We start from the raw sequence: 15,768 nt of genomic DNA, 5'->3' as shown, positions 1-15,768 counted from the left end.
GGGATATTGTTTAGTGTTTCGTTAATCAGTGACTTTGGCAAAATCGCCACTGCTATGGCGTTCTGGTAATTGCGGGCCATCACCCCAATTACGGTTTACGCTGTAGCCGCGTTGCACCGCCGGGCGTTGGTCAAGCTGTTTTGCCCAGCGCAGTACATGCGTATAATTGGCAACATCAAGAAACTCTGCTGCATCGTACAAGCGGCCCAGCACCAGGCCACCATACCAGGGCCAGATCGCCATATCAGCAATGCTGTATTCATCGCCGGCAACAAAGGCGTTTTTAGCCAGTTGTTTATCTAACACGTCCAGTTGGCGCTTGGTTTCCATTGCATAGCGATTAATAGGGTATTCGTATTTTTCTGGTGCATAGGCATAAAAATGACCAAAGCCGCCGCCAACAAAGGGCGCGCTACCCATTTGCCAGAACAGCCAGTTTAACGTTTCGGTGCGCTTAGCCGGTTCGGTGGGTAAAAAAGCACCGAACTTCTCGGCCAGGTACAGCAAGATAGCGCCCGACTCAAACACCCGGCTGCCGTTGGTCGTATCCAGCAGCGCGGGAATTTTGGAATTGGGGTTAATCTCTACAAAACCACTACCAAATTGGTCGCCATCTTTGATACTGATAAGCCAGGCATCGTACTCGGCATTGGTTTTGCCAAGCTCCAGTAACTCCTCAAGCATAATCGTCACTTTTACACCGTTAGGCGTTGCCAGGGAATAAAGTTGTAACGGTTGTTTGCCTTTGGGCAGGGGCTTTTCGTGCGTAGCGCCCGATATTGGCCTATTAATGCTGGCAAACTGCCCGCCATTGGCAGCATCCCAGGTCCAGACTTTAGGCGGTGTATACGGTGAACTCATGTTTGCTCCTATTAACTTGCTGATAGCCGTTGCAAAAGCCTTACTACTACGCTGATATGGGTAAAACAGCGCAAAAATACAAGCTAAACGGCTGATCCAGACCGTGTTTTTACAACTAAGTCATAACGAATAAGCATAACACGCTCTATGGTGAGTCATTAGCGGCAAACACATTGTTGTTACACGGCAGCAGCGATACTATAGTGCCGCTTAATCAGGCTACACAAAGTGGCATAGCCTTCAAAGTTGTCGATGGTGCCGGCCATTTTGACTGGCTGCCCCCACAAACAGCGGCTTTTGCCACAGTGCCACAACAGTTACAGGAGCCGTTCGCCAAGTGACTTATGATGTTAAATTAACTTGTGCCGCGCTGAAGCAGCGCGATCTGGCCGATCCGCTCTTTGCCAAGAGGGCCGCTTTTCATTTGCCAGACAACACACTGTATCTGGATGGCAATTCGCTGGGTGCTATGCCGAAAATCGCCGCCGAGCGAGCTACAGAGGTGGTTAGCCAGCAATGGGGCGAGCACCTAATTACCAGTTGGAACCGCCATCACTGGATAGATTTGCCTTTTAGCGTGGGCGATAAAATTGGCCGTTTAATAGGGGCCGCACCGGGGCAAGTGGTGTGCTGCGACTCGACATCAGTAAACCTGTTTAAGGTACTGTGTGCAGCGCTGTCGCTGCAGCCAAAGCGCCAGACGGTGCTGTCTGTTAATGGCAATTTTCCTACCGATTTATATATGGTTGAAGGCCTGTCGCAACTGACCGGCACACAGCGCTGCCAACTAAAACGGGTTGATGATGCTGAGCTGGAAGCGGCTATCAACGAAGAGGTAGCGGTGTTAATGCTAACTCAGGTCGATTTTCGTAGCGGCCGGCTGTTTGATATGGCCAAGCTGACCCGGCTGGCACAAGACAAGGGCGCATTGGTTATCTGGGATCTGGCCCACAGTGCCGGCGCAATGCCCATAGCGGTTGATGCGTGCAATGTCGACTTTGCCGTGGGCTGTGGTTACAAATACTTTAACGGTGGCCCGGGCGCACCGGCCTTTATTTATGCCGCCAGGCGCCATCATAGCGCAATTAACCAGCCATTAACCGGCTGGATGGGCCACAAAACCCCGTTTAGCTTTAATACCCACTATGAAAAAGCGCCAGGCATTGCACAATTTCTTACCGGCACGCCAGCGGTGCTGTCGATGAGCGTGCTGGATGCAGCACTTGAGGTGTTTGCTGACGTTGATATGGTGCAGCTACGGCAAAAGTCGCTGGCACTGGGTGATTGTTTTCAGCAGCTAGTTAACCAGCATCATTGTTTACAGGTGCTTGAGCGCATTAGCCCCTATAACGAAGATGAGCGTGGTAGCCAGCTTGCGTATCGGCACCCAGATGCGTATGCGCTGTGTCAGGCGCTGATTAAGCAAGGGGTTATCGCTGATTTTCGGGCACCGGATATACTGCGGCTGGGTTTTACCCCGTTGTACTTACGCTATATCGACATCTGGACCGCGGTTGAAATATTGGCCGATGTGATGCGAAGTGGCGAGTATTTAAAAGCCGAGTATCAGGTAAAACACAAGGTGACCTGATTGCTAAGCGTACGATGGCTATCCAGCTTAACTGAGATCACTGCCGCGCAGTGGGATGCGTTATTTGCCGCAGAAGACGATTATCCCTTTTGCCAGCACCGCTTTTTGCTGGCACTAGAGCAGGGCGGCAGTGTTGATGGTAAAAGTGGTTGGCACTGCCAGCACCTGACACTGTGGCAGGACGATACGCTGCTGGCGGCGGTGCCAGGTTATATGAAACAGCACTCTTACGGTGAGTATCTGTTCGACTGGCAAATTGCCGATGCGTATCGCCAGTTTGCGCTGCCGTATTATCCAAAGTGGATAGCGGCCATACCCTTTACCCCGGCAACCGGGCCAAGGCTGGGACTATTGCCAGCGCTTGCTGAGAATATCGCTTCTTTTGATACGATGTTGACGCTTATCTGCGATGCATTAAAACAAACTCTGCCAACACAACAGTTTTACAGTGTGCAATGGCTTTATGTTGGTCACGCGTTACACGAAAAACTGCTACAGCAGGGCTTTTTAGCCCGCCACGATGTGCAGTTTTTATGGCATAACAAAGCCTACACGTGTTTTGACGATTACTTAGCAAACCTCAATGCCCGTAAGCGTAAGCAGGTAAGGCAAGAGCGCAGCACCGTAAGCAGCATTAAGCTGGTTACGCTTGCCGGCAGCGAGATTAGCGCAAAACACTGGCAGGGAATTGTGCGCTGTTATCAAGCCACCTATTTAAAGCGCTCTGGCCATCATGGCTATATTAGCGCCGAGAGTTTCTATCAGTTAGGGCAAACCATGTCGCAGACGCTGGTGGTATTTGCCGCGTTAAGTAGCGAGGACGAAATACAGGCGATGGCTTTGTGTTTTAAAAGCCAGGACACGCTGTATGGCCGCTACTGGGGCGCCCTTGTCGATGCCGATAAACTGCACTTTGAGCTGTGTTACTATCAGGGCATTGAATACTGTATTGAGCACGGCCTGACATACTTTGACGCCGGCGCTCAGGGCGAGCATAAGCTCAAACGCGGCTTTGAACCAGTAACGCGTTACGGAAATTATCTGTTCGCCGACACCCCGCTAAGCGGCGCCATTGCTGATTATTTCAGGCAGGAGACAAAACATCTTCAGACCTACAGTGCGCAGGCTATGCAAGCCTTGCCTTATAGAAAAATATAGCGAGAGATTGTAGCGGTTGCCTATAATGACAACAATACGGTGGGTGGTACCACGCTAAAGCCAATGTAAATTAAGGTCGTTATGGCATTCCATAGCACTAGTAGGCTGCCGCGCAGCCGCATCGGGGTAGTGGGTGGGCGCAATTACGGCGAATCGCTACAACAAGTCTTTGACCAACTGGCGAGTCGTAACCGCATTTATACCCGCACTGCCAACGATATGAGTGCCGCGGCCATGCTGGACATGCTGGTAAACGGCAGGGTAGAGCTGATAGTGGAATATCCTAACGTGGTACAACACTACAGCGCAGCGCTGAACCACAAGGTAGAGCTGGTTAGCGTAGAGATCAGCGAAGCAACAGAATATACCGGCGGCTACATTATGTGCAGTAAAACTGAGCAAGGTAAGAAACTGGCACAGGCCTATAGCAATGCTATACGGCTTGCCAGCAAGGATAAACGCTACCTGCAGGCGCATTTGCGCTGGTTCGACGTTAGTTCACACCACCAGGTTACCGCGCTGTATAATCAAGTGTATAACACTGCGTTTTAGCACTTCACTGTATGCTGCAGCAGCCTTGTAAGCTTATGCCCGAAACCGTGCTCAGATTTGACTATACTAGGTAAGATTACCGTGTTGACAGAGCGGTTGTGGGGAGATCACATTGTTTATTCGCCTGATATACACCTTAACGGTATTCAATGCATACTATGCATTAGCTGATCAGCGTCAGCCACTTATCTGGTGCCTGGATCACGTACCGCAACGGCAACATTATGAAACAGGTAAAGCACCTTATGGTCCGATGGTTAATTTGATGCAAGACCTCGCTGCACGGCTGAATTTTAAATTGGTGTACACCTTGCCAACACCGACAAACCGCTGTTTGCAACAATTGGAACGGGGTGACGTGGATGTAGTAGCCAGTTTGCTGTATTCCGATGACCGGGCACAACGTTTCTATTTGCTGCCGTATGATGTAGCACACTCAGAAAGTTGGTTTATCCATAAAGACACCCGGCTAAACATTCAGGCGGGCTTAAAAGTCACTTTAGTAGAAGACCGGATCTATTCTGATTCGCTAATGCAAAAGTACCAGGGAGCAGGCTACCAGATTAATAAAGTGGCTGACATAGATGGGGCACTTACCGCCTTGTTCTTTCGCGACACGGACGTTATCGTCGGGCCTCAGCACATCATACTCGCGCAGATCGCCCGCAATGCCCGATACAAAAACATACTGATACTTGCCCCGCAAAACCAACAACCGGCTTCAGAAGCACACATTGCGATTTCCAAAACCGGCCGCTATGCCAACCGGCATGACGCGTTTCACCAGGCCGTGCGACAGATCCGGCAAGAAGGCAAATATCGTCTTTATAATTGACACTTTACAGCCCGTATTAACCGGCTGTGCGTAAAAACTGCAGCAAGCGGTTATTTGCTGGCATACTGTGGTCGTGCCGCAGCGTAAAACCGGCGGCGTCGGCCAAAGCAACAACCGCTGTTATATCGCGAATACCCATCTTCGGATCGCGGCTTTTTAAACTGGCATCAAAAGCCTGGTTGCTATAACTGGTAAACTGGCCATGGTAGTTAAAAGGGCCATAAATACACAGCGTCGCTCCAGGAGCGGTAAACTCATTTAACCGGCTAAACAATAGCTCAACTACCGGCCAGGGCATAATATGCAGAGTATTAGCGGTAAACATGCCGTCATACACTGCACTTGGTGCGGCATCATGACACACATCTAATGCTAAAGGTGGCGGCAGGTTGACTAAAGCGGCACGGCGCAGCCGCTTTGTCAGACTGACTAAATAATGCCGTTGCTCTGACGCCTGCCAGATTAACTGCGTTAAGTGTGTTGCAAAATGTACGGCATGCTGTCCGGTACCACTACCCACTTCCAGTACGTGACGGCAGCTGGCAAACGCCTGCTGTAACACGGCTAAAATTGGTGCCTTATTGTTTTCACAGGCTTGAGAAAAGGGCAGCTCGCCATACATAACGTTGCTTCACTATCAGAAATTTAATACAACACCGGCACCTAGCAGCGAGGCATCGCTGTCAAACTGATAATTCAGGTACAGATCAAACATCTTTGTCATGCTATAGCGCATACCGACGTCACCATAGGTACTGCTATCTGAATCTGAACTGTCGTTGTAACGCAGCGCGGCGGATAACTCCAGTTTGGGCAGAGCGCGGTATCTAAAACCAGCAGCAGCCTGCAAGCCATTCATGCTGTCATTTTCAAATCCGACAACACCCACCTCTGAACGCACATAACCCGCCTGAAAGAATGAATCAATATTATCGCTAACAGCCTGGCGTAAACCTAAACCGAGTTGCCATTCAGTTGCTTCAAGTTCCAGTCCCATAATGTCATCCAATAAAGGTAAATCACCAGATACATCATAATATGTCGCATGCAAATACCAGTTGTCAGACAGCGAATAACTGGCATTAAGCTGATAACCATTTAAATCAACATCATTGCCAGCAACATTGTTAAGACTGACCCTGGCATAGCCTGCACTCAGGTAAGTCCAGCTAATATCAGGCGAAGCGGCCTGTGCGGTAAAAGCGGCACAGCCCATAGCAGCCAGAGCCAGACCAGCGATAATGGATTTCATACAACCTCGATATAAGTTAACGGGAAAATAGGCCCAATATGGTAACAGCTTTACGCTAATAGTGTGACTGTCAGGTTGTAAATCTATGTTAATGCGCAATATTTTTGCTTATAGCCACCAGCAGCTGGTTTGCCCAAAGCGTATAACCTGCTGCAGAGGGATGAAAGCCATCCGCGGCCAGCATAGCCGCTATTAACGTGTCCGGGCTGCTAACAAAAACCGCTTTAGGCCGGGCGAGCATCTGTTTAGCGGCAAGCAGGTTTAACTGCGCAGCTTTTACGCCAAGCCAGCCATTAAGCGGCGTAGGTAGTGCGCTAAAGTGCTGCATCGGCGGTATTGCACTAAACAGCAGCAGCGGGTTGCCATTTTGCTGCTTTAACAAACTAAGACACTGCGTTAATTGCCGGCAAAAGCGGCGGGCTGAGCAAAGCGATGTCACATCGTTAACGCCAATAGACAGCACAACTACATCAAAACACTGGCCGTTAAGTTTCGCCAATAGAGCAGCCAAAGCGGTGCTGTCCAGCCCGGTTTGCGCTTCAAGCTGCCAGTGTACCCGGTAGTGTGGCGCCAACAGGCTAACCAATTGGCCACTGAGTGCATCGTCTTGCGTCGTTACACCCACACCAGCGGCCGCCGAGTCGCCACAAATTAACAACCGCAAAGGCGGCAGCTGTTCATCACCCGACACGCCAGCTCGCCGCCCAGCAGCCTCCGGCAAACGCAGTGCAAGTTTATGCACCCGTTTACCTTGCCACAGCAATAACGGCCAGCAGAGCAGGGTGAGCAACCACCACTGTAAAGACAATAAATACACGGAGACATTAACCCGTTGATCTGGATGACTTATGTGCCATCATAATAACCATCAGTTAATTAGCAACAGTTTTACAGTTAGATATAGCTGTCGCATAATTACACATTTAACATAATGGAAAAAATGAAAGGGGCATAAGCCCCTTTTTTACTCTTTAGTTTCAAGTTTTTCGAGAGCTTCTTTAATAAGACGAATTGCAGCGGCCTTTGTTTCTTTCGCGATAAGTGATTTGGAATCATTATCAGAAACCCATACTAATATCTCTAAAGATTCGTTTCTACCTGTGCTATCAGTTGTGCAGCTAACTTTAACAGGAATTTTCCCATTAACAGGTCGACTAAATATTGATACTTCCAACTAACACCTCTATTGAAAATGACTGAACATAAATACTGTCTGGCAATGTACATAATGAACCCAATTAAAAGGGGCTCACCACTTTTTAATTTAAATCTTACTAGAAATCATTGAGTAAATTCGATTCATTAAATCTTCCCTCATAACAACATTTGAGAGAGTTGGTGAATGTAAAGCATCCTCAATAAGATGCGCATGATAAATAGAATCTAGTTTATATTTTTTTAAGAAGTTGATTATAAATCGGTAAACCTCATAACCTTCATCTTTATCAACACGCATAGCATCTAAGGGACCTCTATACTCACCATCTCCTACATCACGTGTCCAAATATATTTGTACTTATCTGTCTGTAACAAACCTTTAGGTGTCATATTTTTACCCTCTATCTGTTTATAAAATAACCACAAGAGAATTCTACTTGTGTTAAGGCACAGATACAACACATCTGGTACGACCAGATAAAAAAATGTTAGGGCAATTAGCCTAATCAGAAAATTCTTTTACCAATCTATTGAGATAGTCAGCAGTATGTAAAAGCATTTTATACTTAGTTCCACTGGTGATTTCTTTTAACTTTTCCCGTGCTGCTTTGAGCTGTTTTGCAGTCTGTTCGGCTGTCCACTTGTAGCGCCATAGCATGGCGATATCACCGGCTGTGCAGTTGCCGTGCGGAGTATCTAAAACGCCATCTGAGTCAATGCGGAAACTTGACCAACCTTTGCTTAATGGCAGATAGCTAGCGTTGTGTACAACCAGGTATCGATAAGCGGACGGGTGAGGGTACTTAAATCCCTTCACAGCGACAAATTGTTAAGTGCTTGCGAATTTGGTTATCTTCGGGTTACTTTCTATGTAATTTTACGCAGAACTTTAGCAGGTAAAAGGTTTGGAACAGCTACCATCTGAATTTATTAACTTACGTTGGTTTATTGCCGCCATCGCTGCTGGAATTGCTGTGATAGCCGGAGTTATAAAAGTAATAAGATCTGCTGTCGATACACATGACGAATACTACCTAAAACGCAATTTGAAACGACTTACAGAGATTAAAACGCATATTTCGGCCCAGTCTCCGAACGTAAATTTTGTCGATAAACGAATAGAAGAAGAAGCTTTTGCGCTTGCATCTGGTATCAGAGTGTCACATGAAGAAGCAAAGATGCTCAGAGAAATATACTTAGAGGGCTTTGCCACCATTCGTCAGTTAAAACGCGTAGCGCAGTATCTCAGGCCAGTAAATGACAAAATTGCCATCGAGTTTGGCAGATTTGCTAAAAGTGAAGTGCTGTATTCATTTTGGGCATCCATGCTCTTATTAATAGTTGGCATGAGTGGGCTGTTACCGCTACTAGCAAAACCGAGTTTTGTAAACTTTGGCTTTGCTATTACGACATTCGTAGCAGCGGTTTTAGTTATTCGTTTTGTCGGTGCCGACTTTCAGAACTATAAAACACTGTACTTTATCTGGCATAAACTAAATGCTGAAAACAAAATCGCAAACCCAGATGTCAGCATAAGAGTTAAAGGTGTCTACACACCAAAATATCTAGGTGAGTATGAGATGGAGGGGAAAAAGAGGGATAGCGCGTAGCGCCAAGAGCTTACTCCTTTCAGGCAAATAATCAATTTAACATAATATACATTATGGGATATGATAATTACACGCCTAAAGCGTTAGGCTCGCTGTTTTGATTCAAACCGCCAAAAATAACAATTAAAGCCAGTATTGCGGCTGAGACTGACTTATTCAGCTTTTTTGCCAGATTGTGCCAGGCGTTCTTGGCTTCCTCGCTTTTGGCTGTTTCCTCTGCCAGCTGCACTAAAACCCAGTCCACTGATAAATTGCACTCGTGCGCAATATAAATTGCCTGCGTTTCGTTAAGATGTCTGTTCTCTGTTCCCTTACGTATTTTGCTCAAGTTCCCTTTGTTCATCTCTGGCAGCATTTCAGCAACCTCAGAGTCAGTTTTTATACCCTTAGCTTTTTTAAATTCATCAATTAGTTCGTTGCTAAAGTTCATACAAATTCCAGTTGTCGAATTGACAATTTCAAATAAAAGGATCACAATTAAAAAGTTGTCGAAACGACAACAAAAACCAATTAACAAAGTATACTCTAGGCGGGAACCATGAGCGAATTAAACCTAATCAAAACAGTGCTGTTTAACGCAGCAAACCTGAATGAAGCCTTAACCCGATTAACCGAGCTTGGCATTCAATACCGCGCTTGTAGCTTCACTGATAACGGCTTTCACGTTACCGGCCACGATGTGACCTTTTGGCCAACTAAAAGTTTACGTTGCCCCTTGGCGGTCTGTATTAACGGCAACCTTTTCGACTATGATGACCGCCGTTCTTTTTTAGCTGGCCAGTGTGAAACAGTGGAAACTCCGGTTCCCGCCGCTTCTCCTGAAACCACTGGTCAGCGCCCTACTTATTTGGTTGTCGACTTTGATGTAAACGGCAATTTTACGCATAAGATTTACCCCAAACTGTCTCAGGTTCGTCACGCCATACGTATAGAACGCCGCCTTAAGCGCTCACAGGCTAAGGGGCTTTCGTCATGACTAGCCGCAACGCCAAGTATGAAAACGCTATGCGTCTTGCAGGTCGCGTTAAATTAACCGTTTGGGTTCCCGCTGCAGTAGCACCAGATTTTAAGCTTGCTGCATCGTTATGCTGTTTAAACGCTGACCTAACTTTTAGCCAGTTAAGAAACGTCCGTACCGGTCGTTTTATGTCCATTCATACAGCGCCTGTCACTGGTGACAACGGCGGTGCAGCATGAGATTCATTGACCATCTTGACCGTATCGTAACAGCGTTATGCAAATACGTGGCTGTTCCACTTTTCGCCCTTGCTGTTATTTTATTTGTTATTGAATTTACGGCAGGTGCAGCATGAACCTAGCCGACCTAAAAGCCTTTATCAGCCATAACATGCTTCAAATAGTCGAAGCATTTCCGGCTGTTTTTCCTGATTACCGTGCTTACCAGGTTGTTGTATACATCAAAACGCCAGACCCTAAAGTGTTGCTTCCGCTGACATACGCAACAGACCGGCCCTTTGCTGACCAGGCTGAGATAACTTCCTTTTTCAACCGTGTAGGCCTGCCAAAGCACAAGCTTCACTTTGTTTTTCCGAACTCTGTCTATTACCAGTCAGCGGAGACAGCATAAATGCTTACCTCTACCGGCTTTTTTATCGACAAGCTAAACGCCTGGCAAAACTACGATGATGAACTGCCATTCATTGGTAAAACCGGCGCTATTGATTTCGATTTGCAGACCGGTGAAACAGACGACGCCCTGAAGATAAAGGGCAAATTTCCCGTTATGAGCAGCTACAGCACCACTATTAGGGTGCATTGCAATGGCCAGCGCGTTTTCGTAGAGGGTAACCCTTCCCGCTTTGGCCGCATGGATAACCTTATAGGTTTTGATAACTTTGACGACTGTATAGCGGTTTATAACAACGTACTGCGCGAACTGGGTTTACCAGCCTTTACCACTGGCCGCTTTGAATATCTGCAAGGGGGTGCTGATGAAGAAGCCAAGAAAATCTATACCGGCTGTAATTTTGCCCATGTGGATATTACTAAAAACCATACAGTTGGCCAGCACAACGTTTATCAGTATTTGCGTGCGCTTAGTACGCTTAGCTTACCAAACGGTAAGCATCCCTACCTTTACCCAAATGGTGCTACTGTGGATTGGTCTAGCAGTAAGTCTGGCCGTGGTAGCAGCTGGGATTATTCAAAAGTTTACATTAAGCATGTCGATTTATTAGACAAGCTAAAATCCAACACAAAAGGAGCAACAGCCGACGACGAACTTTATTACCAACGCCTGATTGAACACTGTCAACACGCCGGTCTAATACGCGAAGAACACTCTTTTAAATCTAAAAAACTCATTCGATACGATCTTCAATATTACGGTTACGTAACGCTTGACCGCTTAGTCAATCATAAAACCCTAACCACGCTTGAAAAATTAACCAACACCCTGGAGGTGGCCACTATGGATTACACAACCATAGCTGACCAGCTGCTGGCTAAAGGTGTTTGCGGCTCTCGCCAGTCTGCCAACGCCACGCAGTCTATCGCCCTCAGCTGGATCCATAACCCGCACTTTAACGAACAAACTCCGCGCAATAGTCAGTTCTATGTGCATAAAAAACGCTTACTTGCTCTAGGTCTGGATATTTCTATCCCATTCAGAACGGATCGCAATGTACTGCCGATGATACGTAACCAGCGCGAAATTATACGCGCCGACCACGCTTACCAGCCTTCCTGGTATCGCGGCCCTATTACTAACCCTGTTTTAAGACTCACTGCTTAAGGAAACAAAAATGGCTACTGAAACCTATGTTGTTTTATCTGTATCTGCTGGAACCATTGTTGATAAAGACTCTGGCAACCCTATTGTATGGGCTAACGTTGAAGTGGTTAACGCCCACTCTAACAACAATGGCCGTGACGGTAACGTCTCTTATGGCTCGCCCCGTGTAAAGTTTAACCTGGTAAACCGTGAAACCGGCAAGCCGCATATCGAGCTGGCCAAGCGCCTTGAACACGCCAAAGTGTATTTGCAGCCCGTCACCTTTGAAGGTGTTTTCGATGTGGTTAAGCAAAAAGGCGAAGAAAAAATCTCTTTCGTAATTTTTGACGCACAGCTGGAACACAAGCCAGTGGCTAAGGCCAGCTAATGCGTTACGTTCAGGTCTGCCCCGCTACGCCTGTAGATGGCGTTTGCCCTGAACCCCTTATTTGGGTTCAGACTTCGAGCGCGTTACCGCTTACCTACTCGGAGTTTGTCCAAATTCTGCCGCAGCTTATTGCGGTTCTTCTTGCTGCCTGGGGTATCAGACAGCTGTTACGTTTAATCTTCAATAAATAGGTGATTTATGAAACTGACCATCAAACAAAAAATGTTACTTGCTGCGGGTGCCTTGGTATCTGGCTCTGCTATGGCTGACGTTTCCGCTGCAGCAACTGCTTTTTCGACGCAATGGGCCACTGACGTCGCTTTAGTTGGCGGTGCAATGATTACCGGTGCTTTCCTAGCCCTCGGCTATAAGTGGGTTAAAGGCATGATTTTTAGTTAATTATGTTTACGGCTGACGATGTATTCATCATTGTCAGCCTTATGGCTCTGTTCATTCTGTTCGACTCATAAGGCTAACCCACTATGCAAAAAGCCCTAATTCTAGCCCTGCTGATTGGGGCTTTTTTATTACCACGTTACGTAACAGCTCAAACTGCTGATGAGCTTGCTTGCGCTTCTCTTGCGGGAACCTATGTAAACCACTCAGTTCTAGGTCCTATTTGTGGTGCATCAGTTCCGCTCGAGCAAATGCTTGAAGGTAGGTGTTCTGGTGGTCTTGTTTCTTCTGTGCAAGTTACTGGTCGTACGAATGATGAGCTGAAACAAGCTTGTCGCGCACATATTGATGCTGAATTATCATCAATGCGTTGTATCATAAATAAAGAAGAAAGCTCAAGCGGTTATAGATATAGCCGTTCTATCAATTGGGCAAGCACTGATGCATGCTTACAGAATAACTATTATAATTACTCATCTGGTTTATCCAACATTCAAACCATTGAATCATTCTCCTGTCCTCCAGATGGCGCTCCAGAATTAACAGGCCCCTATCGCGATGGTGATGATGCTATGTGTTACACCTCAGTGCCATCACCAGACCCACAGGATTGCCCCACAGAACCTGGTCCTAACCCCATTTTTTATATAGGCCAACAAGGTGGTGGTACCGCCTGCATTGAAGAAGATAATGGCAGCATTTGCCCTTACGTTGAAGACCCCAATTTACCGGGCTATTACACTGCTGATTTTTCTAACCCTCAATCTTGCGCCGGTCAGGAACCTGAAGAACCCGACTTAAAGCCCGACTGCACCGAGGGCGGTAATGGCATGACAGTATGTAAAGCCGACCCTGACGATAAATGCACGGTTAATTCTACTGGCCTGCTAAGTTGCGAAGCCAATTGCGGCTATATCAATGGCCAGTTTTACTGCCCCGAAGAACCTGACGCTCCAGACATTCCTGACCCTGAAATATCCGATGATATTCAGGACCCGAATAAATCTATGGGCGACATGGTTAAGCAAGATTTCAAAGATGTTCTAGTCGGTGCTGAAACTCGCCTTTCATCTATTAAAAAAGAGCTTGAAGATGTTCAGATTAGTAACGATAAAAACACCGACAAGTTAAGTGACAAGCTCACCGGCTTGGGTGCTAAAGTTGACCAGGTAAACCGTAATTTGGTGGGTATTCAGGGTACGCTTGACGATACCCTTTACGGGGAACAGCTTGAAATCGATAGCTCTGGCTTTCAGGATGAAATTAACCAGGGGCTTGGTTTAACCGGTGATGAAACCCTCGAAGATTTAGAGGGCGAACCCATTAGCCTGGACGATTTTAGCGGAAACTTTCAATTCTCCCTGGGTAGCTCAGCCTGCCCTGCTGACCGGCAAATAAACATACTTGGCCAAGCCCATAGCATTAGCTGGCAGCCATTCTGTGACGTTTTCAGCTTCATTGGTGTACTGGTGCAGATAAGCGCCTACGTACTTTCATTATTCATCGTTTTTGGGAGCCGTAAATAATGCCTTTAATTGCCTGGCTTGGTGCCGCTTTAGTTACCCTTTTTACCTCTGTTCGTCTATGGATAATTACATTAATCGCCGCGATGGTTGGCCCTTTAATTATCAAAATACTTTCCTCCCTGGGCATAGGGGTTGTTACCTACACCTTGGGCAGCTATGCCCTTGATGGCCTTTTTAACACCATTAAAACCAACTTTTCAGCCCTACCGCCCGAAGTTATTCCGTTTTTGGCTATGGCTAAGATAGATTTTTTACTGACAACCGTCTTTGCAGCTTTTGCTGCTCGCCTGGTGTGGCAGGGATTCAGTAATACTGGTGCCAGTGGCACTAAAAAGACCATGACCTTTACCGGCGGGGGTAACTGATGTTATTCCTGCGCACCGGTACCCCAGGGGCCAGCAAAACCCTGAACACCCTTAAAGAAATTATTGAAAACCCCAACAACACCGGCAGGGAGCTTTATTACAACAATATCAAGCTGCTGATGCTGGATTTTGAAGTTGTTAGCAGCTTTCAGGGTTGGTTTTATGGCATTTACCTGCCATCTATTACCGGCCCTAAACTGGATGGCCTGAAAAAGATACTTAAGCGCATTCATAACGAGGGGCAACTTGCTGACCGTTCTGACTTCCCGCACCTTACCCAGACTTTTGAAAGCTGGATATTATTCAAAGGCCATATAAAGCTTTGGGTTGATTGGGTTAAAAAACTTTACCCCGAAAAACGTCTTGAAATGTTTAACCTCTACCTTGCTAATACTGAACTTCAGGACATTGAAATTGACCACTTAAAGCAATTCAATTTAGATTGGCGGCACTTTCCGGATCCGTTGCTTTGGTTTGAGCTGCCCAGGCAAAGTATTATTGTTATTGATGAGTGCCAGCAGTGGTTTCCGCCCCGCCCTGTAGGTTCTAAAGTACCCCAGCACTGTCGCGAGTTTGAAACACACCGCCACAAGGGCTGGGACGTTCACCTGGTAACGCAACATCACAATTTTTTAGACAGCCACATTCGCGGTCTTACTAATCGCCACATTCACTATAAAAACCTTTGGGGTATGAATCGTGTAACCCGTATGCAGGCAGAAGAGTGCTTTAACCCTAAGGACTACCACGAGCGCGAACGCACCGTTAAAAGCAATATAACCCGCGACAAGCGTTTTTATGGCCTTTACTGGTCTGCAGATGAACACACCAACAAACTGGCACTACCTAAAAAGCTGCTGCTTTTCCCATTGGGTTTACTGCTTATTCTGTTTCTGGTTTATCAGTTCTTTGGCCGTTTACAGACTGAAGAACCCTCAACGCTTCCGGCCAGTGACACTCGGCAGCAAGTTAACCCCAAACAAACCCAACAAATAGCGCCCCAGGGCACTTACTCAGTGCGCCCCTTTACCGCTGTATCAAAGGAAACCCCTATAAGTGAAATTTGCACTGATTTGCGCTATGCCGGCTTTGAACTAAAGCACCTGGGCAAAGGCCGCTATTCTTCAGTCCATTTCTTTACTTGTGAACTGCCCTATAACGAGCAGGAGCAGAAAAACGCCACCGAAGAAGAACCCTTTAGCAAACCCCAGGTATTGCTTGACGGCTACTTCATGCAAAGCATGGGCTTTGACTTTGATTTTAAAAACAACCTGCCAGTGCTCACTTACAATGGCAGCCGGTACGTTTTCCCCAGGTACTGATACCTTACTTTTTTACCTG

The 15,768-nt window shown here is 46.8% G+C and carries 22 protein-coding genes; 14 read left to right on the top strand and 8 right to left on the bottom strand.

Translation table 11 applies throughout. The features are described from left to right. Positions 1–21: 21 nt before the first annotated feature. Positions 22–861: a glutathione-dependent disulfide-bond oxidoreductase gene (gene yghU, locus EYB30_RS13985; protein ID WP_166839523.1), complete on the bottom strand. Its 840-nt coding sequence runs from the start codon at positions 859–861 to the stop codon at positions 22–24. A 173-nt stretch (positions 862–1,034) separates the two neighbouring features. Here yghU and EYB30_RS13980 point away from each other — a divergent pair, with 173 nt between their 5' ends. The 5 genes from EYB30_RS13980 (at position 1,035) to EYB30_RS13960 (ending at position 4,997) form a co-directional block, all read left to right on the top strand. Next, positions 1,035–1,202, top strand: coding sequence for a hypothetical protein (locus EYB30_RS13980; RefSeq protein WP_174978751.1), 168 nt, complete (start codon positions 1,035–1,037; stop codon positions 1,200–1,202). Continuing rightward, the gene (kynU, locus tag EYB30_RS13975) at positions 1,199–2,452 is read left to right on the top strand and encodes a kynureninase (protein ID WP_166839522.1); all 1,254 of its coding nucleotides are present in this window, start codon (positions 1,199–1,201) and stop codon (positions 2,450–2,452) included. The genes EYB30_RS13980 and kynU overlap by 4 nt, the downstream gene beginning before the upstream one ends. Continuing rightward, positions 2,453–3,610 (top strand): GNAT family N-acetyltransferase, encoded by a 1,158-nt coding sequence (locus EYB30_RS13970; RefSeq protein ID WP_166839521.1) that lies wholly within the window; start codon positions 2,453–2,455, stop codon positions 3,608–3,610. A gap of 129 nt (positions 3,611–3,739) precedes the next feature. Then, a complete protein-coding gene (locus EYB30_RS13965) occupies positions 3,740–4,162 on the top strand; it encodes a hypothetical protein (protein WP_206674649.1) in 423 nt (140 codons plus the stop codon). Between the two features lie 112 nt (positions 4,163–4,274). Continuing rightward, the gene (locus tag EYB30_RS13960; RefSeq protein ID WP_166839519.1) at positions 4,275–4,997 is read left to right on the top strand and encodes a substrate-binding periplasmic protein; all 723 of its coding nucleotides are present in this window, start codon (positions 4,275–4,277) and stop codon (positions 4,995–4,997) included. A 16-nt stretch (positions 4,998–5,013) separates the two neighbouring features. Here the strand turns inward: EYB30_RS13960 and EYB30_RS13955 are convergent, their stop codons facing one another. From EYB30_RS13955 to EYB30_RS13930, 6 genes are all read right to left on the bottom strand, one after another. After that, complete coding sequence (locus tag EYB30_RS13955) at positions 5,014–5,619, bottom strand: DUF938 domain-containing protein (RefSeq protein WP_166839518.1); 606 nt, start codon at positions 5,617–5,619, stop codon at positions 5,014–5,016. A 15-nt stretch (positions 5,620–5,634) separates the two neighbouring features. Next, on the bottom strand, positions 5,635–6,249 hold the full coding sequence (locus EYB30_RS13950) for an outer membrane beta-barrel protein (protein WP_166839517.1): 615 nt from the start codon (positions 6,247–6,249) through the stop codon (positions 5,635–5,637). 88 nt (positions 6,250–6,337) lie between these two features. Then, complete coding sequence (locus EYB30_RS13945) at positions 6,338–6,991, bottom strand: SGNH/GDSL hydrolase family protein (protein ID WP_241698045.1); 654 nt, start codon at positions 6,989–6,991, stop codon at positions 6,338–6,340. Positions 6,992–7,213: 222 nt separating this feature from the next. After that, complete coding sequence (locus EYB30_RS13940; RefSeq protein WP_166839516.1) at positions 7,214–7,423, bottom strand: hypothetical protein; 210 nt, start codon at positions 7,421–7,423, stop codon at positions 7,214–7,216. Between the two features lie 90 nt (positions 7,424–7,513). Next, positions 7,514–7,798, bottom strand: a complete 285-nt coding sequence (locus EYB30_RS13935) for a hypothetical protein (RefSeq protein ID WP_166839515.1) — start codon at positions 7,796–7,798, stop codon at positions 7,514–7,516. Between the two features lie 112 nt (positions 7,799–7,910). Next, entirely contained in the window at positions 7,911–8,225 is a 315-nt protein-coding gene (locus EYB30_RS13930) for a hypothetical protein (RefSeq protein ID WP_166839514.1), read from the bottom strand. A gap of 88 nt (positions 8,226–8,313) precedes the next feature. Between EYB30_RS13930 and EYB30_RS13925 the strand changes: the two genes are divergently transcribed. Then, positions 8,314–9,018 (top strand): hypothetical protein, encoded by a 705-nt coding sequence (locus EYB30_RS13925; RefSeq protein ID WP_166839513.1) that lies wholly within the window; start codon positions 8,314–8,316, stop codon positions 9,016–9,018. A gap of 67 nt (positions 9,019–9,085) precedes the next feature. Here the strand turns inward: EYB30_RS13925 and EYB30_RS13920 are convergent, their stop codons facing one another. Further along, the gene (locus EYB30_RS13920) at positions 9,086–9,448 is read right to left on the bottom strand and encodes a DUF3693 domain-containing protein (RefSeq protein WP_166839512.1); all 363 of its coding nucleotides are present in this window, start codon (positions 9,446–9,448) and stop codon (positions 9,086–9,088) included. Between the two features lie 108 nt (positions 9,449–9,556). Here EYB30_RS13920 and EYB30_RS13915 point away from each other — a divergent pair, with 108 nt between their 5' ends. From EYB30_RS13915 to EYB30_RS13880, 8 genes are all read left to right on the top strand, one after another. Further along, positions 9,557–9,994, top strand: coding sequence for a hypothetical protein (locus tag EYB30_RS13915; protein ID WP_166839511.1), 438 nt, complete (start codon positions 9,557–9,559; stop codon positions 9,992–9,994). 333 nt (positions 9,995–10,327) lie between these two features. Further along, positions 10,328–10,606, top strand: a complete 279-nt coding sequence (locus tag EYB30_RS13910; protein WP_166839510.1) for a hypothetical protein — start codon at positions 10,328–10,330, stop codon at positions 10,604–10,606. A 102-nt stretch (positions 10,607–10,708) separates the two neighbouring features. Next, on the top strand, positions 10,709–11,773 hold the full coding sequence (locus EYB30_RS13905) for a phage/plasmid replication domain-containing protein (protein ID WP_166839509.1): 1,065 nt from the start codon (positions 10,709–10,711) through the stop codon (positions 11,771–11,773). 10 nt (positions 11,774–11,783) lie between these two features. Continuing rightward, a complete protein-coding gene (locus tag EYB30_RS13900) occupies positions 11,784–12,140 on the top strand; it encodes a hypothetical protein (RefSeq protein WP_166839508.1) in 357 nt (118 codons plus the stop codon). A 198-nt stretch (positions 12,141–12,338) separates the two neighbouring features. Next, on the top strand, positions 12,339–12,539 hold the full coding sequence (locus EYB30_RS13895) for a major capsid protein (RefSeq protein WP_166839507.1): 201 nt from the start codon (positions 12,339–12,341) through the stop codon (positions 12,537–12,539). Between the two features lie 83 nt (positions 12,540–12,622). Beyond that, a complete protein-coding gene (locus tag EYB30_RS13890) occupies positions 12,623–14,062 on the top strand; it encodes a virulence factor TspB C-terminal domain-related protein (RefSeq protein ID WP_166839506.1) in 1,440 nt (479 codons plus the stop codon). Then, complete coding sequence (locus EYB30_RS13885; protein WP_166839505.1) at positions 14,062–14,427, top strand: DUF2523 domain-containing protein; 366 nt, start codon at positions 14,062–14,064, stop codon at positions 14,425–14,427. The genes EYB30_RS13890 and EYB30_RS13885 overlap by 1 nt, the downstream gene beginning before the upstream one ends. Next, complete coding sequence (locus tag EYB30_RS13880) at positions 14,427–15,749, top strand: zonular occludens toxin domain-containing protein (RefSeq protein ID WP_166839504.1); 1,323 nt, start codon at positions 14,427–14,429, stop codon at positions 15,747–15,749. Before EYB30_RS13885 ends, EYB30_RS13880 begins: the two co-directional genes overlap by 1 nt. Positions 15,750–15,768 lie beyond the last annotated feature (19 nt).

Origin of the sequence: Rheinheimera pleomorphica (assembly GCF_011634895.1) — a bacterium.
In the GTDB taxonomy this organism is placed as follows: domain Bacteria; phylum Pseudomonadota; class Gammaproteobacteria; order Enterobacterales; family Alteromonadaceae; genus Alishewanella; species Alishewanella pleomorphica.
Note: the sequence above shows the minus strand (reverse complement) of the source record. Positions and strands in the feature narration are given on the sequence as shown.